This is a genomic window from Catenulispora yoronensis (genome assembly GCF_039531695.1).
Lineage (GTDB): Bacteria > Actinomycetota > Actinomycetes > Streptomycetales > Catenulisporaceae > Catenulispora > Catenulispora yoronensis.
On sequence record NZ_BAAAQN010000062.1, the window covers coordinates 1 to 23,310 of the forward strand.

A 23,310-nucleotide genomic window follows, 5' to 3' on the forward strand; every position below is an offset into this window, starting at 1 on the left:
CTGGAGGCCGCTCCGGCCTCCGCCGTCGCCGCCGCCGTCGCGCAGGTCGCCCAGGCCGTGTCGGCGCAGGCCGTCGCCCCGGGCGCGGCCGCCGCCGCCGCCCCGGTCGCGGCCGTCGCCCCGGTCGCCGCCTCCGCCCCCAAGGCCGCCGAGACCAAGCCGGCCACCTACAAGGTGCACGCCGGCGACACGCTGTCCGGCATCGCCCAGGCCACCCTCGGCGACGGCAACCGGTACCCGGAGATCTTCAAGATCAACGCCGGCAAGGCCCAGAACGACGGCCACCGCCTCCAGGACCCCAACCTGATCCTGATCGGCTGGGTGCTGACGCTGCCCGGCGCCCAGGGCGCCTCGGCCCCGGCCGCCGCCACCACCGCCACCGCGGACCAGCCGGTGATCCAGTCCCAGGCCGAGAAGGCCCCGGCCAAGCCGACCCAGACGCAGACCCAGACTCAGACTCAGACCCAGAGCACGAAGTCGGGCACCGCGACCACCGGCTCGACCACCGGCTCGACCTCGAAGTCGACCACCAAGTCGAACAGCTCGACCCAGACCCCGTCGACGACCAAGTCCTCGACCACGTCCACCACGACGGCCACCCAGTCCTCGGGCAGCTACGCCAACAACCTGGACGGCTGGATCAAGCAGGCCATCTCGATCCTGAACGCCAACGGCTACTACGTCTCCTACAACGCGATCTACCAGACCGTGATGCACGAGTCGGCCGGCAACCCGAGCGCCACCAACGGCTGGGACTCCAACGCCGCCGCCGGCACCCCGTCGATCGGCCTGATGCAGACGATCGCCCCGACCTTCAACGCCTACGCGCTGGCCGGGCACAACAACATCTACAACCCGGTGGACAACATCATCGCCGGCGTCCGCTACGCCGCCGCCCGCTACGGCTCGCTCGACTCCGTCGTCTCGGCCCGCTGCGGCGGCTCCTGCTGGTACGGCTACTAATACCGGTAGCCCGAGTAACCCGGTAGCGACCGAGCGTTCGCACGACGGCGGCGGCCGAGGGACCATCGATGGTCCCTCGGCCGCCGCCGTTCATCCGCTGGTCACAGACCCCGGAGCTCAGTACCTCTCAGTACCTCTCAGTACCGCCCAGCACCTCTCAGTACCCCTCGCCGGTCCACCCATAGCGCTTGTGCAGGTGCGCGATCACGTTGTCGTAGTCACCGCGCTCCAACTCGTGCCCCTCGCGCCGGATCCCCTCGGGGTGCACGCGCACGACCCGGTCGATGACCGCCCACGACTCCCGCGCGTCCCGGTCCCAGCCGCCGGTACCGATGCTGACCCAGTTCTCGGCGTCGGGGTGCCACTTGCTGGTCAACTTGATCCCCAGCAGCATTCCGGTGTGCCTGCCGCGCGCCACGAGGAGCACCGGCCGGTCCTTGCCGCGGCCGTCGTGCTCCTCGTAGGGGACCCAGGTCCAGACGATCTCGCCGGGGTCCGGCAGCCCGTCGTGCTTCGGTGCGTAGACCGTGTGGACCGGGCCGATGTCGTGCGGGTCGATCTCCACGGTGTCGAACGGTGGGAAGCGCCCCGGCGACTCGCCCCACTCGTCGTGCTCATGCTCTGCCATGCCGCCCGACTATGCCAAACGAGTGAACCGGGCCGCCAACCAGGCCGCCGACCGTGCCGCCGACCGCTCAGATCACCTGGTCGGGATCGGCCGTCGCCAGGCCCCAGATGACGAAGACGTCGATGGCCAGCAGCGCCAGCGACCACCAGGGCTGGTACGGCAGGCTCATGAAGTTCCCGATCGCCGCCAGGCCGACGACGACGATACCGGCGTAGCGGGCCCAGGTCTGGCCCATCAGCACGCAGGCGCCGACCAGGATCAGCAGCGCCCCGAGGATGATGTGCACCCAGCCCCAGCTGCTGGTGTTCAGCTTGAACGCGTAGTTCGGGGTGGTGACGATGATGTCGTTGTGGGCCGCGGCGGTGATCCCGTAGAGCAGATCCATGATGCCGCTGATCACCATCATGATGCCCGCGAACAGGCTCAATCCGTAGGCCCACGGGTTGGTGCGCTTCGAACCGGAGTCCGCGGTGTACTGCGCCATGGTTGTGCCTTCCTTCTTCAGGGTCCCCCACAGCACCATTGCAACCCCCGTTCGTCCCGGCCGCCCCGGCAGGACCCTGGCGCTACGCCGTCGGAGTGAACGCCGGACGGTCCCGCTCGGCCTTCGCGACCTGGGCCGGAGCCGCCTCGACAATCCCTGGTATGGACCGCTCGCTGTCGACCTTGCTGCTGGTCGCGCTGATCGCCGTGCTGTCGCCGCCGCTGGCCGACCTGGTCGGGCGCGCGGCCCCGGTCCCGATGGTGGTCTTCGAGATCGTGCTGGGGATCCTGGTCGGTCCGGACGTGCTGGGCTGGGCCGTGCAGGACGACCTGGTCCACACCCTGTCCCAGTTCGGCCTGGCGATGCTGTTCTTCATGGCCGGCTACGAGATCGACTTCGACCGGCTGCGCGGCGGCCCGCTGGCCCGCGCCGTCCGGGGCTGGGCCATGTCGGTGGTGATCGGCGTCGGCCTGGGCCTGCTGCTGGCGCCCACCGCGGACAGCGGCGCGATCGTCGGCATCGCGCTGACCACCACCGCCCTGGGCACCATCCTGCCGGTGCTGCGCGACGCCGGGCAGCTCGGCACCGCGCTCGGCGACGCGGTGATGGCCGTCGGCGCGGTCGGGGAGTTCGCGCCGATCGTGGCCATGACGCTGTTCCTGGACGGCCGCCGGCCCGGCGAGGCGATGATCTACCTGACGGCGTTCGCGGCGATCGCCGGGGCCGGCATCTTCCTGGCCGTACGCGGCCGCCACACCACGCTGAACCGGCTGGCCGACGCCACCATGGAGACCTCCGGGCAGTTCGCGGTCCGCCTGGTCATGGCGCTGCTGATGGCGATGGTGGCGGCCACCGCCGTGCTCGGCGTGGACATGCTGCTCGGCGCGTTCGCGGCCGGGGTGATCATGCGGATCCTGTTCCACAGCGGGAACCCGGAGCGCACCGAACGGGTCACCGCCAAGCTGGAGGCCGTCGGCTTCGGGTTCCTGATCCCGGTCTTCTTCATCGACACCGGGATCGGCTACGACCTCAAGGCCCTCACCAGCGACTGGGGCACGCTCGCGCTGGTCCCCCTGTTCCTGGTGCTGTTCCTGCTGACCCGCGGCCTGCCCAGCTTCCTGACCGCGCCCCGGGGCTCGACCGGGCGGGAGCGCCGGGCCGTCGCGCTGTACGCGTCGACCGCGCTGCCGCTGATCGTGGCCATCACCTCGATCGGCGTGGACCGGGGCACGATGCGGTCCTCGGACGCGGCCGCGATGGTCGGCGCCGGGATGCTGTCGGTGCTGCTCTATCCGTTCCTGGCGCTGCGGACGAGCGGTGCGGTGCGGACCCCGCAGGGCCGGGAGGAGGCCGCCGAGAGCTGGTGACGCCGTCACCCTCCAGGGTGACGCCGCCCCCTCCCCTCGGACGATGCGGGCCCCGCCGCACGCCGCCAGGATAGTTACGATGATCGGACTGACCCGCCGCGCCGACCGCGCCGGGCGGCCCGCGGGGACCACGGAGGATGTGCGATGCCGAAGGTAGTGCTGGCCGGGCTGCGCGCCGACGCCGTCCGCCTGGCCCTGACCTGCCTGTCCATCGTGCTGGGCATCGCTTTCGTCACCGGGACCTTCCTGCTCACCGGCTCGATCGACCGCGCCTTCAGCTACGGCTACGCGCGCGCCGCGCAGAACGTGGACGCGGCGGTGCAGCAGACCGGGGCGGCGGTGTACGCGAACACCACCGCGCTGCCGGCGCCGCCGACCTTGCTGACCCCGGACGTGGCCCAGCGGATCCAGACCCGGGTGGGCACCGACGCGGTGGTCTCCGGCCAGGTCAGGGGCTCGGCCCCGCTGCTGGACACGAACGGGCAGCCGATGCGCACCGACGGCCTGACCGGCAACGCCGTCGCGTTCTCGGCCGATCCGGCGCTGTTCCCCGGCACCATCGTGGCCGGCACCGGCCCGAAGGGCCCCGGGGACGCGGTGGTCGACAAGGACACCGCGGCCGAGCACAAGCTGCGGGTCGGGCAGACGATCAAGGTCGTGGCGCACGACCTGACGGTGCGGGAGTTCCGGCTGGCCGGCATCGCCGAGTACGGCGTGGACAACCGGGCCAACGGCTGGACGCTGGTCGGGCTGCTGCCGCCGGTGGCGCTGGACGTCGTCGGCCGGGCCGGCTACGACCAGATCGACCTGCACGCGACCGGCGGCGTCTCGCAGCAGCACCTGGCCTCCGAGGCGAGCGCGGCGGTGGGCGGCGGCCCGGAGTTCACGGTCCTGACCGGCGCGCAGTACACGACGGCGGTGCTGGAGCACCGGGCGCCGGTGGCCGGGCACGTCACGCAGATCCTGGAGGTCTTCGGGGCGGTCGCGCTGCTGGTGGCGGCGTTCGTCATCTACAACACCTTCACCATCCTGGTGGCGCAGCGGATCCGGCAGGTGGCGCTGCTGCGGTGCATCGGCGCGAACAAGCGGCAGATCTTCGGGGCCACGGTCGCCGAGGCGGCGCTGGTCGGGCTGGTCGGGTCGGCGATCGGGGTGGTGGCCGGGATCGGCGTGGCGAAGGGGCTGCACGCCCTGGTCGGGGTGCTGACCACGACCAAGCTGCCTCCGGGCGGGATCGTGGTGTCCGGCGGTGTGGTGCTGCTGGGCGTGTCGGTCGGGTTCGTGGTCACCATCGTCTCGGCCCTGCTGCCGGCCCGGATGGCGACCGCGGTGTCGCCGATCGAGGCGCTGCGGGCCCAGCAGGAGGTGAAGACCACGCACGGCCGGATCGGCCGTGCCCGGGTGGTCGTCGCGGCGGTGCTGGGGGTCGCCGGGATCGTGCTGGCGGTGCTGGGCACCGGGCGCAACGACCTGATCGCCGGCGTGGAGCTGATCGGCGCCGGCGGGGCGCTGGTGTTCGTGGCGCTGATCGTGGCCGGGCCGCTGATCGTCGGGCCGATGATCTGGGCCCTGGGCTGGCTGCCGGGGCGGTTCTTCGGCACGCCGACCCGGCTGGCCGGGTCCAACGCGCGCCGCAACCCGGGCCGGGTGGCGGCCACCACGGCGGCGCTGACCATCGGCGTGACGCTGATGTCGCTGTTCACGGTGACGCAGGACTCGGTGCAGGTGACGCAGTCGCAGTGGATCGAGTTCCACAATCCCTATGACTACTCGGTGGATCCGGGGCGGGACCAGACGGTGCCGTTCCAGGTCGCCGACCAGCTGCGGGCCAAGCCGGAGCTGGCGCACGTGGCGGCGGTGGACGGCGCCCGGGCGACGCTGTCCGGGAGCCTGATCGACATCGGCGCGGTGGAGTCCTCGGCGTACGGGACGCTGTTCAAGCCGGTGGTGAAGTCCGGGTCGGTGACCGATCTCGGGCCGGGCACGGTGGCGCTGTCGAACGAGATGGCCGACAGCAAGCACCTGAAGGTCGGGGACTCGATCACGGTGGACCCGCCGTCCGGCGCCCCGATCACCGCGCGGGTGGCGATGATCTACCAGGTCGCGACCGGCCACGGCGTCGACTGGTACGACGTGCTGCTGCCGCGGGAGCAGTTCCTGGCGGTGTTCAAGCCGGCCGGGGACACGCAGGTCCGGATCCTGGCGGCGCCGGGAGTGAGCCTGCCGGACTCGCGGGCCGCGGTGGACTCGGTGGTGTCGCAGTACTCGTTCCTGCACACCGGGAGCCTGGCGGAGAAGAAGGATTCGCTGGCCGGCTCGGCGGACGCGACGCTGTCGCTGTTCACGGCGATGCTGGGGCTGGCGGTGGTGATCGCGGTGCTGGGCATCGCCAACACGCTGTCGCTGTCGGTGGTGGAGCGGACGCGGGAGTCGGCGCTGTTGCGGGCGTTGGGGCTGTCCCGGGGGCAGATGCGGCGGATGCTGTCGGTGGAGGCGGTGCTGATGTCGGCGGTCGGCGCGCTGATGGGGGTGGCGCTCGGGGTCGGGGTGGCGTGGGCGTTGGAGGAGCTGATCGGCAACGTCGAGGGCGGCGCGGTGTTGTCGGTGCCGATCGTGACGTTGGGCGGGTACGTGGTGCTGGCGTCGGTGGCCGGGCTGCTGGCGGCGGTGCTGCCGGGGCGGCGGGCGGCGTCGGTGTCGATCGTCGCGGCGATCGTGGACTCGTGAGGCGGTCGGCGACGGAGTTCCGGGGGATGGAGCGCTGGGGCGACAGAGTGCTGGGCGACAGAGTGCTGGGCAATGGAGTGATTGAGTGATGCGCGCGGAGCCCATTTCGCCGGAACGGCTGGCCGAGCGGGTCGCCGAGCTGGTGGTCGCGGCGGGAGCGTCGGCCGCCGAGGCGAACGGGGCCGCCGACATCAATGCCGAAGCGAATGCCGGTGCCGACTCGTGGACCCGAGTGGCGATCGACGGCGCCCCGGGATCGGGGACGGCAGAGCTCGCCGCAGCAGTAGAGGCGTTGCTGGCCGCCGCCGGACGTCCGGTGCTCCGGATCTCGGCGGGGGATTTCCTGCGGCCTCGTTCGCTGCGGCTGGAGTACGGCCGCGAGGATCCCGACGTGTTCTACGCCGAGTGGCTGGACGTCAAAGGCCTGATGCGGGAGGTGTTCGATCCGCTGGCGGCCGGCGGTTCGGGCCGGGTGCTGCCGACGTTGTGGGACGCCGAACGCGACCGGGCCAGCCGGGCACAGTACGTCGAGCTGCCGCCCGGCGGCGTGCTGGTCATGGAGGGCCCGCTGCTGTTCGGGGTGGGCTTCCCGTTCGACGTGTCGGTGCACTTGTCGCTGTCGCGCGGCGCTTTGGCGCGGCGGACGCCGGAGGCGATGGCGTGGACGCTGCCCGCGTACGCACGCTACGACGCCGAGGTCGATCCATCGCGCGCCGCGTCCCTGACGGCGCGGATGGACGACCCTCGGCATCCGGCATTGCTGTTCTTTTGAGCTGTTCCTTCGAGCTGTTCCTTTGAGGTGCTCTTTTGAGCTGCTCTTTTGGAACAGTTCCGAACTGTCCCGTTGCGTTGTTCTGCCGAACTGCTCTGTTGCGTTGTTCTACCGAACTGTTCTGTCGTGCTGTTCTGTTGAACGGCGCTGTTCTTGCGGACCTCGGCCTTCCCGGCGGCGGGGGTCCCAAGACCGCCGCCGGCCTCTCGCGCTGGGTCGAGGTCGCCGTCCCGGTGGCCGCCGGCGCCGGTCCCAATCCGCGCCCGCGTCCCTGGTCGTCCAGCCCTCGCACAAGCTGTGCGGCCAGCACCGGGACCTGCGTCGAGGTCCTCGGTCGGCGTCCGCCTCCTTTTCGGTCGGTATCACTCAGCCACTTGGAAATGCACTGCTTCCCTCTTGTCCCACCACCCAAGGTGCCGTCGGTTCCTAAGACGTCGCTGAAAGGGGCTTAGGAATAGCCATACCTTGTTCGGCCGCCCAGCGGCGGGCGTGCGCGATGCGTTCGTGGATCGGCGGGTGGGTGTAGCGGAGCAGGATCTCGTGTCGGCGCGGCCGCAGGTCGGCGATGTTCTGTACAGCCAGGGCCCGCTCCATGCGCACGATGGTGTCCGGGTCGCGGAACAGGTCCAGCGCGTAGCCGTCGGCGCGGGCCTCGATATAGCGGCTGTAGGCCAGTCCCCACGGCTCGCCGACCAGTCCGATCACCGTCAGGATCGCCCGGACCAGCGCCTGGGACCGGGGGTCGTCGGCGTGCGCGACGCCCGCCGCGTCGAGCAGCGGCGTCCAGTGCAGCGCGGCGGCCAGGACCAGCACGCCGAACGCGGCGCCCACGGCGCCGAGCAGCGTGCCGACCAGGACGTCGCGCCGGGCCGCGTGTCCGAGCTCGTGCGCGGCGATGGCGGCGACCTCGTCGGTGTCGAGGCTGTCGGTGGTGGTGTCCCACACCACGAGGCGGCGGGTCCTGCCGAAGCCGGACACGTAGGCGTTGGCGGCGGTGGTCCGCCTGGAGCTGTCGCTGACCAGGATGTCCCGCACCGCGACTCCGGATTCGGCGACCAGCGCCATGAGACGGTCGCGCAGCGGGCCCTCGGGCAGCGGACGGAACTTGTTGAACAGCGGTTCGATCAGCACCGGCATGATGAACGAGGCGAGCACCGCCAGAGCGGCCGCGGCCCCGGCCGCCCACACCCACCAGCCGTCGCCGCCGTGCCGCAGCAGGAGGTACAGCCCGCCGACCGCGCCGGCGGTGAGCAGCGCGCCGATGACGAAACCCTTCGCGACGTCGGCGGCGAACAGCCCCCAGCCACGCCGGGACAGGCCCCAGCGGCGGCTGACGACCTCGCCGCGCATCCGCAGCGGGAGCCCGATCACCAGCCCGAGCACGGAGATGGCGAGGCTGCCGAGCAGGGCCCGGGCGACCCATCCGCCGCCGGCCAGGTCCCCGGCGACCCGGACCAGACCGGCGCCGAGCGGGGTCAGGCCGAGGACCAGCGGTACGGCGAGTCCGAGGAGGGTGGAGGCGATGTACAGCGGTCGGACGTCGCGCTTGTAGGCGCGGGAGCGTTCGATCTGCTCGGGGGTGAAGTCTTGGGCGGCGTAATCCACGTGTCCAGTGTGCGCCGCGTCGGTAGGTTGATGGCATGTCTGACGCCTGGACGCGTGCTGATGCCGCCAGCCCTGAGAGTGCCGCCGCGTTCGCGAGCCTGCGGGGTCTGGCATTGGGGGACAGCTTCGGCGAGCGCTGGTTCTTCCGGGGCAACGCCGAGGCGATCGAGATGATCGAGCACCGGACGATCCCCGGCGACCAGCCATGGCATTGGACCGACGACACGGCGATGGCCCTGGCGGTACTGCGGGTGCTGATTCGGCACGGCGAGGTCGATCAGCAGGACCTGGCCGCGACCTTCGCAGAGTTCTTCGCCGCCGATCCGATGCGGGGTTACGGCCAGGGCATGCGTCAGTTGCTCCCGATGCTCGGCGAGGACCCCGGCAACTGGTCCACCTACGCCCGGACGCTGTTCAGGGGCGAAGGCAGCCTCGGAAACGGAGCGGCGATGCGCGCTGCTCCGCTCGGCGCGTGGTTCCATCGCGATCCGGAGTTGGCGGCGGCGCAGGCAGTGCTCGCCGCCGAAGTGACGCACGCGCACCCGGAGGGGATCGCGGGCGGCGTGGCGGTGGCGGTGGCGGCCGCCCTGGCAGCGACCGGCCTCGCGCTCGCCCCGGATCCGCAAGGGTTCCTCGACCAGACCGCGGCGTTGACGCCGTCCGGCCTGATCCGCGACGGCCTCCTGCGGGCCGCCGAAGTGCCGTCGACCACGCCGGCGTGGAAGGCTGCCGACCTGCTCGGCAACGGCCAGAAGGTCCGCGCCGGTGACACCGTCCCGTTCGCCGTCTGGAGCGCGGCGCATCACCTCGACAATCTGATCGACGCCCTGTGGTGCACCGCCGAGGGACTCGGCGACGTGGACACGACGTGCGCCATCACCGGCGGAATCGTCGCGGCGCGGACCGGAATGGCGGCCGTGCCGGCCCGCTGGCTGGAACTCGCGGAGGATCTGCCGGGGTGGGCCGCCCCGAACACGCCTGCCCGATGAGCCTTGGCCGCCCGCTCGTCACCCTTGCGGTACTAGGCTCGGCTTCACACGAATCACGCAGCCTTACTCAGGGCCGGGCCCGTTTGGGAGAGTCCGTGGACGACAACGGCGAAAGCCGCGTGGACAGCGACAAGAGACAGCGCATGCGAGCTTCGGACTCGGAGCGGCAGGAGGTGGTCGAGGTGCTGAAGGTGGCCCTCGACGACGGCCGGCTGAGGATGGACGAGTACGTCGATCGGATGGAGAAGGCTTATGAGGCCGTCACCGTCGGCGATCTGGCGTTGCTGCATGACGATCTGCCGCATGAACTGGTGCCGCTGAAGCGGACGCCCGCGCCGGAGATGCCGGTGGCCCCCGCGCCGATGTATTCGGAGCCCGCTCCGGTGCCACTCGGGCCGCCGCCGGTCCCCGCGACCGGGATCCGGGGCGCGTACGCGGAGTTGCCCGGCGGGCTGAAGGTGCTGTGGACCGTATGGTTCGCGGCGGTGTCGATCAACGTCGTGGTGTGGCTGCTCGTCGGCCTGACCAGCATGAGCTTCCCTTATCCGTGGCCGTTGTGGGTCGCCGGCCCGGCCGGTGCGGCATTGTGGGGCATTTCGGCGCCGACGTTGCAGGCCAAGCGGGCCCGGGAGGCCAAGCGCCGACGGCAGGGTCTGCCGCCGAAGAAGCAGAAGCGGGGCTGAGCCGACCAGGACGACTAAGAATCCAGATGCCGTAAGGCCTCGACCGTGTCGACATCGTCGGGACGGCCGGTGCCTGTGCAGTCCACCGGGACGACGTCGGGGCGCGCCGCGAGGAACGCGCGGGCTCCGGCGTCGCCGGTCAGGGTCGGCAAGAGGTCGGCGACGGCTTCACTGCCGAACAGCACGGGATGCGCGCGCTGCCCCTCGTAGACGGCGACGGCGATCGGGGCGCCGTCGAGCCACGCGTCGATCAGCCGACGGACGGCGTCGGCGCCGATCAGCGGCTGGTCGACGAGGGCGACGACGACCGCGCCCGCGTCCCCGGCCGCTTCCAGACCGGCCCGGAGCGAACTGCCCATTCCACTGCGCCACTCGCTGTTGAGCACCAGCACCGCGTGCCGCACCGCGCCCACGTCCAGGGCTCCGACCACGACCAGCACCCGATCACAGCCTCCTGCGACGAGCGTCGCGACGGCCCGGTCGACGAGCCGCTCGCCCCGGAAGCGGGCGACCGCCTTGGCCCCGCCGAACCGCTTCCCCTCCCCCGCGGCCAGCACGACGCCGACGACTCCGTCCGGCGCGACCCCGTCGCCTCTCACCGATGGATCCGCCCCTCGGTGCGCCGCAGTGGTTCCCCGCTGCCCCGCCGACGGGCCGCGACCAGCTCCGCGGCGATCGACACCGCGGTCTCGGCCGGGGTGACGGCGCCGAGGTCGAGCCCGATCGGCGAGGACAGCCGCGCGAGTTCGGGCTCTGCGACTCCGGCCGCCCGCAGCCGCGCGATCCGGTCCGCGCAGGTCCGCCGCGATCCCATGGCGCCGACATAGCCCGCCGTGGACCGCAGAGCGATCTCCAGGACCGGCACGTCGAACTTGGGATCGTGGGTGAGCACGCAGATCGCGGTGCGGGCGTCGAGGGAGGTCGCCGCGAGGTAGCGGTGCGGCCAGGCGACGACGACCTCGTGCGCGTCGGGAAAACGCTCGGCGGTGGCGAAGACGGCGCGTGCGTCGCACACGGTGACGTGGTAGCCGAGGAAACGGCCGATGCTCGCCAGCGACGCAGCGTAGTCCAGCGCACCGAAGATGATCAGCCGTGGCGGCGCCGAGAGGATGTTGAAGAACACTGTCACGAGGTCGGGAGACGTTTCGTTCGGCCCCGACCCGATCCCCGACCCCATCCCCGACACCGATGAATCCGCCAACCTCGCCGCCGCCCCGGCCCCCGGTCCCAGCCCGACTCCCGGCACCGGGCAGCCGTCCAGCCGATACTGCCGCAGCCCCGACTCCCCCAGGTCGACCAGCGCGTCGGCATCCCGCGCCACGGCGTCGGCCAAGGCCTCGAACCCGTTGGCCCGCAACCCGTCGCCGCGGTGCAGCCCCACCACCTCCGGCGGCCCGGCGACCACCGTCACCACCGCCGCCCCGGCGTCCCGCGCCACCGCGTCCCCGACCCGCTCCAGGTGCGCGGTGCCGAGCGTCGACGGCTCGATGAACACCGACAGGGTCCCACCGCAGGTCAGTCCGACGGCCTCGGCGTCGGCCAGGCCGTAGGTCTCCAGCCGGGGCCGACCGCTCGCCAGCACCTCCGCCGCCGCCTCGATCACCGCGGCCTCGACACATCCCCCTGACACGCTGCCAACCACCTCGCGCGGTCCGTCGCCGGACATCCGCACCGCCATCGCCGCCCCGAGCTCGCGCGGCCCTCCGGCCGAGGCGACGACCGTGGCCAGCACGAACCGCTCCCCGGCGGCCCGCCAGGCGAGCAGGGTCGGCAGCAGATCACGCACCCGGCCCCACATCCACGATCGCCGCCACCGGTCCGCCGCCGTCCGGGCCCTGATGCGCCGCGGACACCGAGACGAACACCGCCGGGTCGCCGGTCACCGTGGCCGCGACGCCGCCGACGCAGGCCTTGATCTGCCGGTGCCAGTGCACGTCGGAGTCGTCGAGCATGGCGTTGCGGCGCCCGCGCACCAGGCCGTCGGTGCTCGCTTCGCACTTCAGGAAGACGTTGACCAGGCGGCCGTCCAGATCCGAGGACCGCGGCCGGTCCGGCAGCTCCAGCCCGGCCGAACGGATCGCGTCCCAGATGCCCTCGGCGTCCAGGGCGTCGGTCATGACCCCGTGCCCGATGCGGTAGCGGCCTCCGACGCCGCGCGCGTTGCCGACCACCACGACCTGCGCGCGGTCGAGTTCGACCCCCGAGGAGCAGGAGGCGACGGAGGAATACAGGGACCTGTCATGCAGCACGGCTTCGTCCGAAGGCATCGCGATCTCACCCAGCGCCACCGCGATGCCCAGCGCGGTACAGCCGTTCGACAGGTCCATGGACTCGTGCGTCTGCTCGGTCCACACCGACTCCCCGCGGGCCTTGGCCTCGCGGATGGTCTGGATGGTCAGCAGCGGCGTCTTGGTCTGCACGTAGTGCACGTCGGCCGGGTCGTCGATGCCGGCCCGCTTCATCGCCTCGCCGACCGCGGCGGCGACCTTCGTGATCATCGCCGAGCGGCCGATCTCCTCCGGCAGCAGCGGCTCGCTCATCGCGAAGCCGACGGTCAGCCGCGGGTCGTCGCAGGGCTCTGCCTCGGTGGTGGCGAAGATGGTGGCGTGCGGCGACAGCACGCCGTCGGTCCCGCCGGACCAGACGATCGGCACCTGCGCGACCTCCGCCTCGGTCCGCGTCCCGAGCCGGGTCAGCGTCTCCCGGAACGCCCGGTCGGCGATGATGCGCGTGTAGTCGTTGACGCCGCCGTTCCCCTCGGTCTTGCCGACGACGGCGATCACCCGGTCGGCGTCCAGGACCCCGCCGGCGATCAGCTCGGCCAGCCCCGACGCATCGCTTACGTGGTGCAGCGGCACCTTCCGGACCTCGATGGCCTCAGGCACGGTCATTCTCCTTCTCCACTACGGTTCCGGTTTCCCCGAGAACGGCCTCACGAATACGTCCCAGCGCCGTGATCACGGCCCGCCGCCCGCCGCCCTCCACGAACCGGCACGCAGCCTCCGCCTTCGGCGCCATGCTCCCGCCGGCCGCCTCGCCCGCCGCCAGGTATCCGCGCAGCTCGGCGACGCCGACCCGGCTCAGGGCGCGCGCGTCGGCGTGGCCGTAGTGCAGGAACATGTGGTCCACGTCGGTGGCGATGACCAGCTGGTCGGCGCCGACCGCGCGCGCCAGCAGGACGGCGGACAGGTCCTTGTCGATGACGGCTTCGACACCGCGGACCCCATTGCGCGACGGGTCGCGCACCATCGGGATCCCGCCGCCGCCGCAGGCGACCACCACGAACCCGGCCTCCACCAGCGCGGCGACGGCGGGCGCGTCCAGGACCTCCAGCGGTTCCGGCGACGCCACGACCCGGCGCCAGCCGCGGTCGCCGCGGTCCTCCCAGGTCTGGCCGTGGGCAATCATCGCAGTGGCCTGATCCGCCGGGAGGTAGCGGCCGATCGGCTTGGTCGGGCGGTCGAAGCCGGGGTCGTGCGCGTCGACGAGGGTCCGCGTGACCAGCGCCGCGACCGTCTTCGTGACGCCGCGCGCGGCCAGCGCGGCCTCCAGCGCGCTCACGATCACGAAGCCGAGCGTGCCCTGGGTCTGCGCGCCGCACCAGTCCAGCGGCACCGGCGGGACGACGTGCGCGGCCAGCTCGTTCTTCACCAGCAGGTTGCCGACCTGGGGTCCGTTGCCGTGGGTCAGCACCACCTCGACGCCGACGGCCACCAGGTCGGCGACGCCCGCCATGGCCTGGCCGACGGCGGCGATCTGGTCCTCGGGCCGGGCCCGGCCGTCGGGGGCGGTCATGGCGTTGCCGCCGAGGGCGATCAGAGTCCGCATATGCGCGTCACAGCCAATCGCAGTAGACCGAGGTGGCGCCGCGGGCCAGCCGGGTGAAACCGGGTCCGCGGTCGAAGAAGGCCTCGTGCCCGCGGAACATCCGCATCTCCTGCTTCATGACCTCGGTGGCCACCGGATCGACGGCGCCGTCGGCGTCGAGGACGACGCCGTAGTCCCCCTTCGCGCCTTCGCGGGAGATCTTGCCCCACCGCAGGTCCCGGAGGACGGCTTCGACCGGCCGCTCCAGCGGGTCGCCCCAGCCGCCGCCCCCGGTGGTGCGGATCCGGATGACCTCGCCGGCCCGCACCGGCTCGGCGTCGGCCAGCGCGTCGACGACCCGCTCGTCCGGGCCGCCGGGGTCGATCACGACCTCGAACGGACGGCCCGCGCGACCGCCGTTCACGCCCCAGCAGGCCAGGATCGACCGGTCGGCGATGCTCATGAACTCGGCGTCCCGCAGCATCCTGATGTGCTTCTCGTAGCCGAGGCCGCCCCGGAAGTACCCGGCGCCGCCGGAGTCCACGGCCAGGCCCAGTTTCTCGACCCGGAACGGCCAGCGGGCCTCGGCGAACTCGACCGGGATGTTCCGCGAGTCCGGGACGATGTGGATGGTGTCCTCGCCGTCGGCGTAGTAGCGGCCGCCGGAGCCGCCGCCGAGCACCTCGCGCATGAGATACGGCAGGCCGGAGGCGTCGAGGCCGTAGACGCCGGTGTAGCGGATGGTCTCCTGGTCGGCGGGCATCCGACCGTCCACGGCCTTGGCCAGCGCGCCGCTCAGGACGCCGAGCAGGCGCAGGATGACGAAGGTCCGGGCGTTCGTGGGCGCCGGGAACACCGGGGTCAGCAACGTGCCCGGCGGCGGGAAGCGCATCTCGATCAGCGGCACCACGCCTTCGTTGACGTCGAGTTCCGCCATCCGTTCGGGGCTGTCGGCGAGGTTGCGCAGCACCGGGGCCAGCCACTTCTTGAGGAAGTTGCCGTCGGCGTAGTCGCCGCAGTGGTTGATCGGACCCTTGGCCTGCGGCCCGGTCCCGTCGAAGTCGATGATCAGCCGGCCGCCGTCGTCCGGCACCTTGGTGAGGGTGATGCGCTGCCGGTGCAGCTTCGGCGGGTCGACGCCGTCGTGCTCGGCGTAGTCCTCCCAGGTGTATTCGCCGTCGGGGATCTTGGAGAGGATCTCGCGGCGGAAGGTCTCGGTGGTGAGGTCGATGATGGCGTCGAAGCATTCTTCGACGGCCGGACGGCCGTAGCGGTCGAACAGCTCGGCGAGGCGGCGCGCGCCCATGAGGCAGGCCGAGCATTCGGCGTCCAGGTCGGCGGCGAGCGAGTCGGGCATCCGGGAGTTGCGGGTCATGATCTTCAGCGCGGCCTCGTTCGGCACGCCGGCGTCCCACAGCCGGATCGGCGGCACCATCAGGCCTTCCTCGAACACGCTGCGCGCGCCGGAGGGCATGGAGCCGGGGCAGGCGCCGCCGATGTCGTCGTGGTGGCCGAAGGCCTGGACGAAGGCGGCGACGGCGCCGTCGTGGAAGACCGGGACGGTGACGCAGAGGTCGGGGAGGTGGCCGATGCCGCCTTCGGAGAGGTAGACGTCGTTGTGGAAGAAGACGTCGCCGGGGCGCATCTCAGTGATCGGATAGTCGCGGACCACCGGGTGCACCAGCGCGGAGTAGGAGCGGCCGGTGAGTTTGCGCAGCTTGGCGTCGTGGATGCCGACGCGGAAGTCGTGGGCGTCGCGGATCATCGGGCTGCGGGAGGTGCGGGCGATCGCGGTCTCGACCTCGCGTTCGACGGAGGTGAGGGTGCCTTCGACGATCTCCAGGAGGATGGGGTTCAGCACGGCGTCTCCGGCGCGGTGAGGAGCAGGTTGCCCCAGCGGTCGACGTCGCAGGCGAAGCCGGGGTGGACGGGGATGGTCGATCCGTATTCCTGGATCACGGCCGGTCCGGTGACGCGGTCGCCGGGTCGCAGGGTGCTGCGGTCGTGGATCGGGGTCGGGAGGGGTTCGTCGTCGAACCGGACGGTCCGGGTCGCGACGGGCTCCGGGTGTCCTTCGGTGCGCGCGGGGAGTTCGGTGATCCGGGGACGGTGGATCGGTCCGATGCCGGTGACCCGCAGGTTGACCCATTCCACGGTTTGGCGTTCGTCGTCGCGGAATGAGTAGCCGTACATGCTCTGGTGTCCGGTGTGGAAGGCTTGGACGACTTCTTCGGCGGCTTTCTCGTCGAGGTGGACCTCGGGCACGGGGACTCGGACTTCGTAGGCTTGGCCGAAGTAGCGCAGGTCGGCGGTGCGCTTGAAGACCTGTTCGGAGGCGCTGAATCCTTCGGCGTCGAGCGCTGCGGCGGCCGCGGTGCGGAGATCCTCGAACAGCGTGCGCACCTGGGACAGGTCGATGCGGTCGTGGCGTCGGACGTAGGTTTGCACGTAGTCGTTACGGACGTCGACGGTGAGGAGTCCGAACGCTGATACGTTCCCCGGGTTCGGCGGCACCAGCACCCCGCGAACGCCGAGAATATCGACAAGCCGACAAGCTAATAATGCGCCCGAGCCGCCGAAGGCTGTGAGCTGGAAGTCGCGCACGTCGAGACCCCGCTTCACGGTGACCTGTCGCAGGGCATTGGCTTGGTTCCAGGCCGAGATCTCCAGGATCCCGGCGGCGGCGGCCTCGGCGGACAGGCCGAGTCGGCTGCCGAGCTCGGCCAGGCCGGCGTGCGCCGCTTTGCGGTCCAGCGGCACCTCGCCGCCGAGCAGGCCGTCCGGGATGCGGCCGAGGACGAGATGGGCGTCGGTGACGGTGATCTCGGTGCCGCCGCGGCCGTAGCAGACCGGTCCGGGATCCGCACCGGCGGAGCGCGGGCCGACCTTGAGCGTGCCCTCGGGGGTCAGCCAGGCCACCGAGCCACCGCCGGCGCCGACGGTCACGACGTCGATCATCGGGATCTTCGAGGGGTAGCCGCCGACGCTGCCCTCGGTGGTCACGGCCGGTTCGCCGCGCTCGACGACGGCGACGTCGGTGGAGGTGCCGCCGCCGTCCAGAGTCAGGATCCTGTCGAAGCCGGCATGCGCCGAGACCAGGGCGGCGCCAAGCGCTCCGGCGGCCGGACCGGACAGGACCGTGGTGACCGGCTGCCGCGCCACCTCCTCGGCGGACAGGACGCCGCCGTTGGATTTCATGATGTAGAAGGGGATGCGGCGCCGGTGTTCGGCGAGGTCGTCGAGCCGGTCCCGGATGCGGCCGACGTAGGTGGAGACGGTGGGCTTCACGGCGGCGTCGACGAGGGTGGTCATCGAGCGCTCGTATTCGCGGTATTCCGGGAGCACGTCCGACGACAGCGACACGACGGCTTCGGGGAACTCGGCTTCGAGCACGGCCCGCATGGCACGTTCGTGTTCTGGGTTGGTGTAGGAGTGGAGGAACGAGACTCCCACCGATCGGACGCCCGCGGCCTTGAGGAGGCGTGCGGCTTCCTTGGCGTCGGCCTCGTCGAAAGGACGGACCTCGGCGCCGTCGGCGTCCAGCCGACCGCCGACGCCGTGGACCAGGTCGGCCGGGACGATGCGGGGCGGTTTGACCCAGAAGTAGCTGTTGCCGTAGCCGTCGGGGACCGACTGGCGGGCGATCTCCAGCAGGTGTTCGAAGCCCGCGGTGGTGACGAAACCGAGGTCGGCGACCTTGCCTTGGAGGAGCTGGTTGGTGGCGACGGTGGTGCCGTGGACGACGGCGGCGAGGCCGTCGGGCGCGGCGTCGAGCAAGGTCAGGGCTTTGCGAACGGCCGCGAGGAACCCGTCCGACGGATCGGCGGGCGTCGAGGGCACCTTGGCGGCCACGACCCGGCCGTCGGCCTCGTCGACCGCGACGACGTCGGTGAAGGTGCCGCCGGTGTCGATCCCGATCCGGATCATGCACCGCCCCCGAGCGGGAACGGGGTCTTGGCCTCGCTGACGAGCTCGTTCTGGTAGGCGCTGAGCAGGCGCAGGTTGCGGATCGCCAGGTGGTCGAAGGTCTGCGGGCGGTCCGAGCCGGGTGTCAGGGTCCGCATGGCCTGGGCCGGATCCAGGCGCGCGGCGGCCCAGCCCTCGTGCGAGGCCGCGCGGGCCACGACTTCGGCGATCGGGGTGACGATCAGCGAGTTGCCGAAGTAGTGGACGCCGGCCGGGTCGGTGCCGGTGGCGTTGGCCCCGATCAGGTAGACGTGGTTGTCGTAGGCGCGGGCGCGGCTCGTCAGCTCCCAGATATCGGCCGAGCGCAGCAGCGCGGACGGACGGCAGATGATCTCCGCGCCGAGCACCGCCTGGATGCGGAACAGCTCGGGGAAGTCACCGTCGAAGCAGACCGACAGGCCGATGCGGCCCAGCTCGGTCTCGACGACGACGACCTGGTCGCCCGGAGTCACCCACTGCATCTCGCCGGGGAAGAGGTGGGTCTTGCGATAGACGCCGAGGATGTCGCCGGTCGGCCCGATGAGCACGGCCGAGTTGTGGACGACTCCGCGTTCGGCGCCGCGCTCGTAGGTGCAGTGCACGACGTGGACACCGTGCCGGCGCGCGGCTTCCTGCACCGGCTCGGTGGTGGGGCCGGGGATCGGGCTCATCAGATCCCAGAGTTCGTCGGCGGAGATGCCAGGGGTGAACCCGGTGGTCACCGCCTCGGGGAGGACGAGCAGGTCCGCGCCGGTCGCGCTGACGCAGCGCTCGATGAGTTCGACGGCGCGGTTGAGGTTCTCCGCGACGCTGTTGGCGGTGAGGGGGCCGGGGTGCGGAGCGAGCTGGAGTGCGGCGGCGGTCAGTGGGCGCATCAACGCCCCCGCCGCACGCGGGTGCGTCCCATGGCCCAGCCGATGACGACGCCGCCGAGCGCGGCGGCCGCTCCGGCCAAGGCGGCGGCCAGAATCGTTGCCGCGCCTGGCGATCCGGGCCCTCCTGCGGATAATCCGGGCCCTCCAGGTGGCACCGGGCTCGCGATCGGCTGTGCCGACCCGTATCCGGACGCGTCCGGCGCGGCAGCGCTGCCAGCCGCAGCTCCGGCCGCTGCCGACGGCGCCACCAGCGCCGTCGCCCCTGCCAGTGCCTGCGCGGCCGTCCCTCGCACGAGCGCCCCGTCCATGCCCGTGAAGAACTGTCCTGCCAGCTTCCGCGCCACGCCGCCCAGCATCCGCTGCCCGACCCCGCCGACCACTCCCCCGACCACCGCGTCGGCGTCGTACTCGACCCGCGTGCGGCCGGCCGCCTCGTCGACCAGCAGCATGCGGCACTCGGCGGACACCGTCCCCGGCGCGCCGGCGCCCGAGGCCCGCAGCGTGAACGAGTGCGGCGCGACGCGATCGGCCAGCTCGACGCGTCCTTTATAAGTACCCTTGATCGATCCGACGCCGACCGTGACGACCATGTCGTAGACGTCCGGTGCGACCAGCTCCAGCCGCTCGCACCCGGGGATCGCGGCGGCCAGGGCGACCGGATCGGTCAGGGCGTCGTAGACCCGTCCCACATCGGCGCGCAGAACCGCGTTGCCGGAAACCTTCACGCGTGTACCCGACCTTTCCGCAACTCGTACAACTCGCTCGGCGAGATCGGCATCCGCCGCACCGCCAGCCCCTCGGCGTCCTCGATCGCCGAGGCGACCGCCGCCGAGGTGGGGATGACGCCGGCCTCGCCGGCGCCCTTGAGCCCCAGGGGGTTGAGCCCCGAGGCCGTGACCATGTGCGCTGTCTGGATGCGCGGAACCTCGGTGGAGAACGGGATCAGGAAGTCCATGTAGGAGGCATTGACCAGCTGCCCGGCCTCGTCGTAGACGATCCGTTCGTACAACGCGCCGCCGACGCCCTGCGCGACGCCGCCGTGCACCTGGCCTTCCACGATGCGCGGGTTCACGACCACGCCGCAGTCGTGCACGACGCAGTACCGCAGAATCTTGATGTCGGCGGTCTCGGGGTCGGTCTCGATGACGACTCCGTGCGCCCCGGCGGCGAACGTCGACCGCTCCGGCATGTAGTAGCCGGTCGCCTCCAGCCCGGGCTCGTCGCCGGTATTGGCCGCGGCGGCGAACTGGGTGGCCGCCTTCGCCGCTTCGTCGAAGGCGTAGCGCAGGGGGTTCGACAGGACGGCGACGGTGCGCAGGTCGATGCTGACGTCGTGGTCGTCGCGGCGCCGCACCAGTCCGTCGACGAGCTCCAATTGCTCGGCTTCGACTCCCTCGCCGAGCGCGGCCGCGGCGATGCGTTTCGCCTTCTCCGCGACCTTTCCGGCGGCGACCGCGACGGCGTTGCCGCTGGTGACGATCGCGCGAGAGGCGAACGTCCCCACCGCGTATTTGAAGCGCCGGGTGTCGCCGGTGATGACCGTGACGTCGACGATCGCGACGCCGAGGACGTCGGCGGCGATCTGCGCGAGAGTCGTGTAGTGCCCCTGTCCTTGGGTGGTGAGGCCGGTGGAGACGACGACCTCGCCGGTCGTCTCGACCTTCACATGAGCACCCTCATACGGCCCCATGCCGGTGCCTTCGACATAGGCGGCCACACCGATGCCGATCCGGCGGCCCTCCGCGGCGGCGGCCTGTCGTTCGGCCTCGAAGCCGTCCCAGCCGACCAGATCGCGGATCATCCGCATCATCGTCGGATAGTCGCCGGTGTCGTAAATCAGGGGTCGACCGTCTTGGAAGACCAGGCCTTGGTCGTAGGGCATCTCCTCGGGCTGGATCAGATTGACTTCGCGCACGGCCAGCCGGTCCATGCCGAGGTACTCCGCGATGGCGTCCATCGTGCGTTCCATCGCGAAGACGCCTTGCGGCCGTCCGGCGCCCCGGTACGGGGTCACGATGACTGTGTTCGTATACAGCGACGTGAACTCGACCCGGTAGGCGCCGACCTTGTACGGGCCCAGCAGCTGCGTGGACGTCACGATCGGCACGATGATCCCGTAGGGCACGTAGGCGCCGTTGTCGTGCCAGATCTCGACGCTCAGGCCGTGCAGGCGCCCCGAGCCGTCGAACCCGACCTCGACGCGCTGCTGCTGGCCGCGTTCGTGCGCGGCGGAGATGAAGTGCTCGCGCCGGTCCTCGACCCATTTCACGTCCCGGCCGAGCTTTATCGCGGCCCACGGCACCAGGATCTCCTCGGGCCAGGGATGCACGATCTTCACGCCGAAGCCGCCGCCGACGTCCGGGGTGATGACCTCGACGCGGTCCGGCGGCAGGCCGAGCTTCGCGGCCACGGCCAGGCGGACGCTGGTGGAGGTCTGCGTCGAGCTGTGGACTCGCAGGGTTCTGTCGTCGGCGTCCCAGTGCGCCAGGACGCCTTTACCCTCCATCGGCATCGAGGCGCTGCGCTCGATGGCCAGATCGAGCGTGAGACGGTGGGGAGCGGCGGCGATCGCTTCGTGGGCGTCGCCGTGGTTGTTGGTCTGCACGCTGTGCGCGGCGACGTTGCCCGGGACGCCGTCGTGGACGAGGCGTTCGGCGGCGCGCGCCCGGTCGATGCCGACGACCGGGGGCAGTTCGTCGTAAGAGACCAGGATGCGTTCGGCGGCGTCCTCGGCGATGTAGCGGTCGGTGGCCACGACCATGACGACGGCTTCGCCGACGTGGTTGACCTCGCCGTTGGCCAGGCAGTGGGGCGTGCGGGCGTGGGTGAGGTCGGGGTGCGGGATGAGCAGCGGCAGCGGTTCGGCGATGCGGTCCGGGAGGTCCTCGTAGGTGTAGATGGCGACGAGGCCTTCGACGTCGAGCGCTTCACTGACGTCGATGTCGGTGACGCGGGCGTGGGCGACGGGGCTGCGGACGAAGGCGGCGGCGAGGGCGGTGCGGCCGAGGTCGTCGAGGTAGCGGCCGTCGCCTCGCAGGAGTCTGGGATCCTCTTTGCGCAGCAGTGGCTGTCCCACATGTTTGTCACTCATGGGGTGTCTCCCGCTCCCGCTTGATCTCCGCCGCCCGCAGGACCGCGGCGACGATGTTCTGGTAGCCGGTGCAGCGGCACAGGTTCCCGCCGATCGCTTCGCGGGCCTCCTCCTCGGTCGGCTTGGGGTTCTCCTCCAGGTAGGCGGTGATGGTGGTGATGAAGCCGGGGGTGCAGAAGCCGCATTGCAGGCCGTGGCATTCGAGGAAGGCCTGCTGGACGGGTCCGAGGGCGCCGCCGGTCTCGCAGCATCCTTCGACGGTGGTGAGCTCGTGGCCGTCGGCCGAGACGGCGAAGATCAGGCAGGAGCGCACCGGTGCGCCGTCCAGCAGCACCGTGCAGGCGCCGCAGACGCCGTGCTCGCAGCCGAGGTGGGTGCCGGTCAGGCCGAGGTCCATGCGGAGGTAGTCGGCGAGCAGGCGGCGGGCCGGGACCTCGGCGCGCCGGGTGACGCCGTTGACGGTGACAGTGACCTGATGTCGTTGTTCGCTCATGGCGCCACCGCCTCGTATGCGGCCTTGAGCGAGCGCGCGGTGAGGACGCGGGCCAGATGCCTGCGATACTCGGCGCTCGCGTGGATGTCGTCCTCGGGGTCGAGCTGGTCGGCGGCGTGCTCGGCGGCGGCGGACCAGTCGCCGGCGATGGCCGCCTCGGTCAGGTCCACGACCTGCGGCACCGGACCCATGGCGATGAAGGCGGCTTTGGCGGCGGCCACGGCGCCGGTGTCGTCGACGCGCACGAGGGTGCCGACACCGCAGAGGGCGTAGTCGCCGTTGCGGCGTGACAGCTCACGCCAGTCGGTGCCGGTACGGCCGGGTGGTCGGGGGAAGTAGGCCTCGACGGCGATCTCGTCGTCGCGGCAGGCCGACTCCATGGGGCCGACGAAGAAGTCCGCGGCGGGCACGGTCCGTTCGCCGTCGCGCTCGGAGCGCAGCAGCACCTCGCCGTCGAGCAGCGCCAGGACGGCGGGCATCTCGCCGCAGGGGTCGGCGTGCACCAGGCTGCCGACGGTCGTGCCGCGGTTGCGGATGGTCGGGTGGGCGACGGTGCGGACGGCCTGGCGCAGCAGCGGGACGGTCTCGAAGGCGTGGGTGGCGCGCTCCACGTCGGCGTGCCGGGCCAGGGCGCCGACGTGCACGCCGTGCCGGTCGCTGCGGACGTAGGCCAGGTCGTCGAGGCGGTTGACGTCCACCAGCCGGGCCGGCGCGGTCAGCCGCATGTTCAGCATCGGCACCAGGCTCTGGCCGCCGGCCAGCACCTTGGCCTCGGCGCCGTGCTCCGCCAACAACCGCACGGCTTCCTCGACCGTGTCCGGGCTGTGATACACCACCGGCGGGGGCTTCATGAACGAATCCTCTTCTCGCCAAAAGGGTCG

The 23,310-nt window shown here is 71.6% G+C and carries 20 protein-coding genes; 6 read left to right on the top strand and 14 right to left on the bottom strand.

The genetic code is table 11. The features are described 5' to 3' along the window. On the top strand, positions 1-963 hold a 963-nt coding region (locus tag ABD481_RS36800; RefSeq protein WP_344670484.1), incomplete at its 5' end, for a LysM peptidoglycan-binding domain-containing protein. Between the two features lie 157 nt (positions 964-1,120). On the opposite strand, the gene ABD481_RS36805 is transcribed toward ABD481_RS36800, so the two are convergent. Together ABD481_RS36805 and ABD481_RS36810 are read right to left on the bottom strand one after the other, a co-directional pair. Continuing rightward, entirely contained in the window at positions 1,121-1,591 is a 471-nt protein-coding gene (locus tag ABD481_RS36805) for a type II toxin-antitoxin system PemK/MazF family toxin (RefSeq protein ID WP_344670485.1), read from the bottom strand. A gap of 67 nt (positions 1,592-1,658) precedes the next feature. Next, the gene (locus ABD481_RS36810; RefSeq protein WP_344670486.1) at positions 1,659-2,075 is read right to left on the bottom strand and encodes a DUF7144 family membrane protein; all 417 of its coding nucleotides are present in this window, start codon (positions 2,073-2,075) and stop codon (positions 1,659-1,661) included. Between the two features lie 161 nt (positions 2,076-2,236). Here ABD481_RS36810 and ABD481_RS36815 point away from each other — a divergent pair, with 161 nt between their 5' ends. The 3 genes from ABD481_RS36815 to ABD481_RS36825 all read left to right on the top strand — a co-directional run bounded on the left by ABD481_RS36815 (position 2,237) and on the right by ABD481_RS36825 (position 6,941). Further along, positions 2,237-3,442 carry a cation:proton antiporter gene (locus ABD481_RS36815; protein WP_344670487.1) on the top strand — a complete coding sequence of 402 codons (1,206 nt, stop codon included), beginning with the start codon at positions 2,237-2,239 and terminating at the stop codon, positions 3,440-3,442. 144 nt (positions 3,443-3,586) lie between these two features. After that, positions 3,587-6,169, top strand: a complete 2,583-nt coding sequence (locus ABD481_RS36820) for an ABC transporter permease (protein WP_344670488.1) — start codon at positions 3,587-3,589, stop codon at positions 6,167-6,169. A gap of 88 nt (positions 6,170-6,257) precedes the next feature. Beyond that, a complete protein-coding gene (locus ABD481_RS36825) occupies positions 6,258-6,941 on the top strand; it encodes a nucleoside/nucleotide kinase family protein (protein WP_344670489.1) in 684 nt (227 codons plus the stop codon). 426 nt (positions 6,942-7,367) lie between these two features. On the opposite strand, the gene ABD481_RS36830 is transcribed toward ABD481_RS36825, so the two are convergent. After that, the gene (locus ABD481_RS36830) at positions 7,368-8,546 is read right to left on the bottom strand and encodes a M48 family metallopeptidase (RefSeq protein WP_344670490.1); all 1,179 of its coding nucleotides are present in this window, start codon (positions 8,544-8,546) and stop codon (positions 7,368-7,370) included. A gap of 35 nt (positions 8,547-8,581) precedes the next feature. Between ABD481_RS36830 and ABD481_RS36835 the strand changes: the two genes are divergently transcribed. Then, entirely contained in the window at positions 8,582-9,535 is a 954-nt protein-coding gene (locus ABD481_RS36835) for an ADP-ribosylglycohydrolase family protein (protein WP_344670491.1), read from the top strand. Between the two features lie 143 nt (positions 9,536-9,678). Next, positions 9,679-10,218, top strand: coding sequence for a DUF1707 SHOCT-like domain-containing protein (locus tag ABD481_RS36840; protein WP_344670492.1), 540 nt, complete (start codon positions 9,679-9,681; stop codon positions 10,216-10,218). 14 nt (positions 10,219-10,232) lie between these two features. Here ABD481_RS36840 and ABD481_RS36845 read toward each other — a convergent pair whose 3' ends face one another. The 11 genes from ABD481_RS36845 to ABD481_RS36895 are packed head-to-tail and all read right to left on the bottom strand — an operon-like array spanning position 10,233 to position 23,280. Next, on the bottom strand, positions 10,233-10,817 hold the full coding sequence (locus tag ABD481_RS36845; RefSeq protein ID WP_344670493.1) for a nucleotidyltransferase family protein: 585 nt from the start codon (positions 10,815-10,817) through the stop codon (positions 10,233-10,235). Continuing rightward, the gene (locus ABD481_RS36850; protein ID WP_344670494.1) at positions 10,814-12,004 is read right to left on the bottom strand and encodes an XdhC family protein; all 1,191 of its coding nucleotides are present in this window, start codon (positions 12,002-12,004) and stop codon (positions 10,814-10,816) included. Before ABD481_RS36850 ends, ABD481_RS36845 begins: the two co-directional genes overlap by 4 nt. Then, positions 11,997-13,103 (bottom strand): barbiturase, encoded by a 1,107-nt coding sequence (bar, locus tag ABD481_RS36855; protein ID WP_344670495.1) that lies wholly within the window; start codon positions 13,101-13,103, stop codon positions 11,997-11,999. The genes ABD481_RS36850 and bar overlap by 8 nt, the downstream gene beginning before the upstream one ends. Next, positions 13,096-14,046, bottom strand: a complete 951-nt coding sequence (locus tag ABD481_RS36860) for a carbamate kinase (protein WP_344670496.1) — start codon at positions 14,044-14,046, stop codon at positions 13,096-13,098. The genes bar and ABD481_RS36860 overlap by 8 nt, the downstream gene beginning before the upstream one ends. A 7-nt stretch (positions 14,047-14,053) precedes the next feature. Beyond that, positions 14,054-15,886 (bottom strand): hydantoinase B/oxoprolinase family protein, encoded by a 1,833-nt coding sequence (locus ABD481_RS36865; protein ID WP_344670497.1) that lies wholly within the window; start codon positions 15,884-15,886, stop codon positions 14,054-14,056. Beyond that, positions 15,880-17,952, bottom strand: a complete 2,073-nt coding sequence (locus ABD481_RS36870) for a hydantoinase/oxoprolinase family protein (protein ID WP_344670498.1) — start codon at positions 17,950-17,952, stop codon at positions 15,880-15,882. Before ABD481_RS36870 ends, ABD481_RS36865 begins: the two co-directional genes overlap by 7 nt. Continuing rightward, complete coding sequence (locus ABD481_RS36875) at positions 17,949-18,845, bottom strand: carbon-nitrogen hydrolase family protein (protein ID WP_344670499.1); 897 nt, start codon at positions 18,843-18,845, stop codon at positions 17,949-17,951. Before ABD481_RS36875 ends, ABD481_RS36870 begins: the two co-directional genes overlap by 4 nt. Continuing rightward, complete coding sequence (locus ABD481_RS36880) at positions 18,845-19,570, bottom strand: SRPBCC family protein (RefSeq protein ID WP_344670500.1); 726 nt, start codon at positions 19,568-19,570, stop codon at positions 18,845-18,847. The genes ABD481_RS36875 and ABD481_RS36880 overlap by 1 nt, the downstream gene beginning before the upstream one ends. Continuing rightward, positions 19,567-21,936, bottom strand: coding sequence for an aerobic carbon-monoxide dehydrogenase large subunit (gene cutA / locus ABD481_RS36885; RefSeq protein WP_344670501.1), 2,370 nt, complete (start codon positions 21,934-21,936; stop codon positions 19,567-19,569). The genes ABD481_RS36880 and cutA overlap by 4 nt, the downstream gene beginning before the upstream one ends. Then, on the bottom strand, positions 21,929-22,429 hold the full coding sequence (locus tag ABD481_RS36890; RefSeq protein ID WP_344670502.1) for a (2Fe-2S)-binding protein: 501 nt from the start codon (positions 22,427-22,429) through the stop codon (positions 21,929-21,931). The genes cutA and ABD481_RS36890 overlap by 8 nt, the downstream gene beginning before the upstream one ends. After that, a complete protein-coding gene (locus ABD481_RS36895; RefSeq protein WP_344670503.1) occupies positions 22,426-23,280 on the bottom strand; it encodes an FAD binding domain-containing protein in 855 nt (284 codons plus the stop codon). The genes ABD481_RS36890 and ABD481_RS36895 overlap by 4 nt, the downstream gene beginning before the upstream one ends. Positions 23,281-23,310 lie beyond the last annotated feature (30 nt).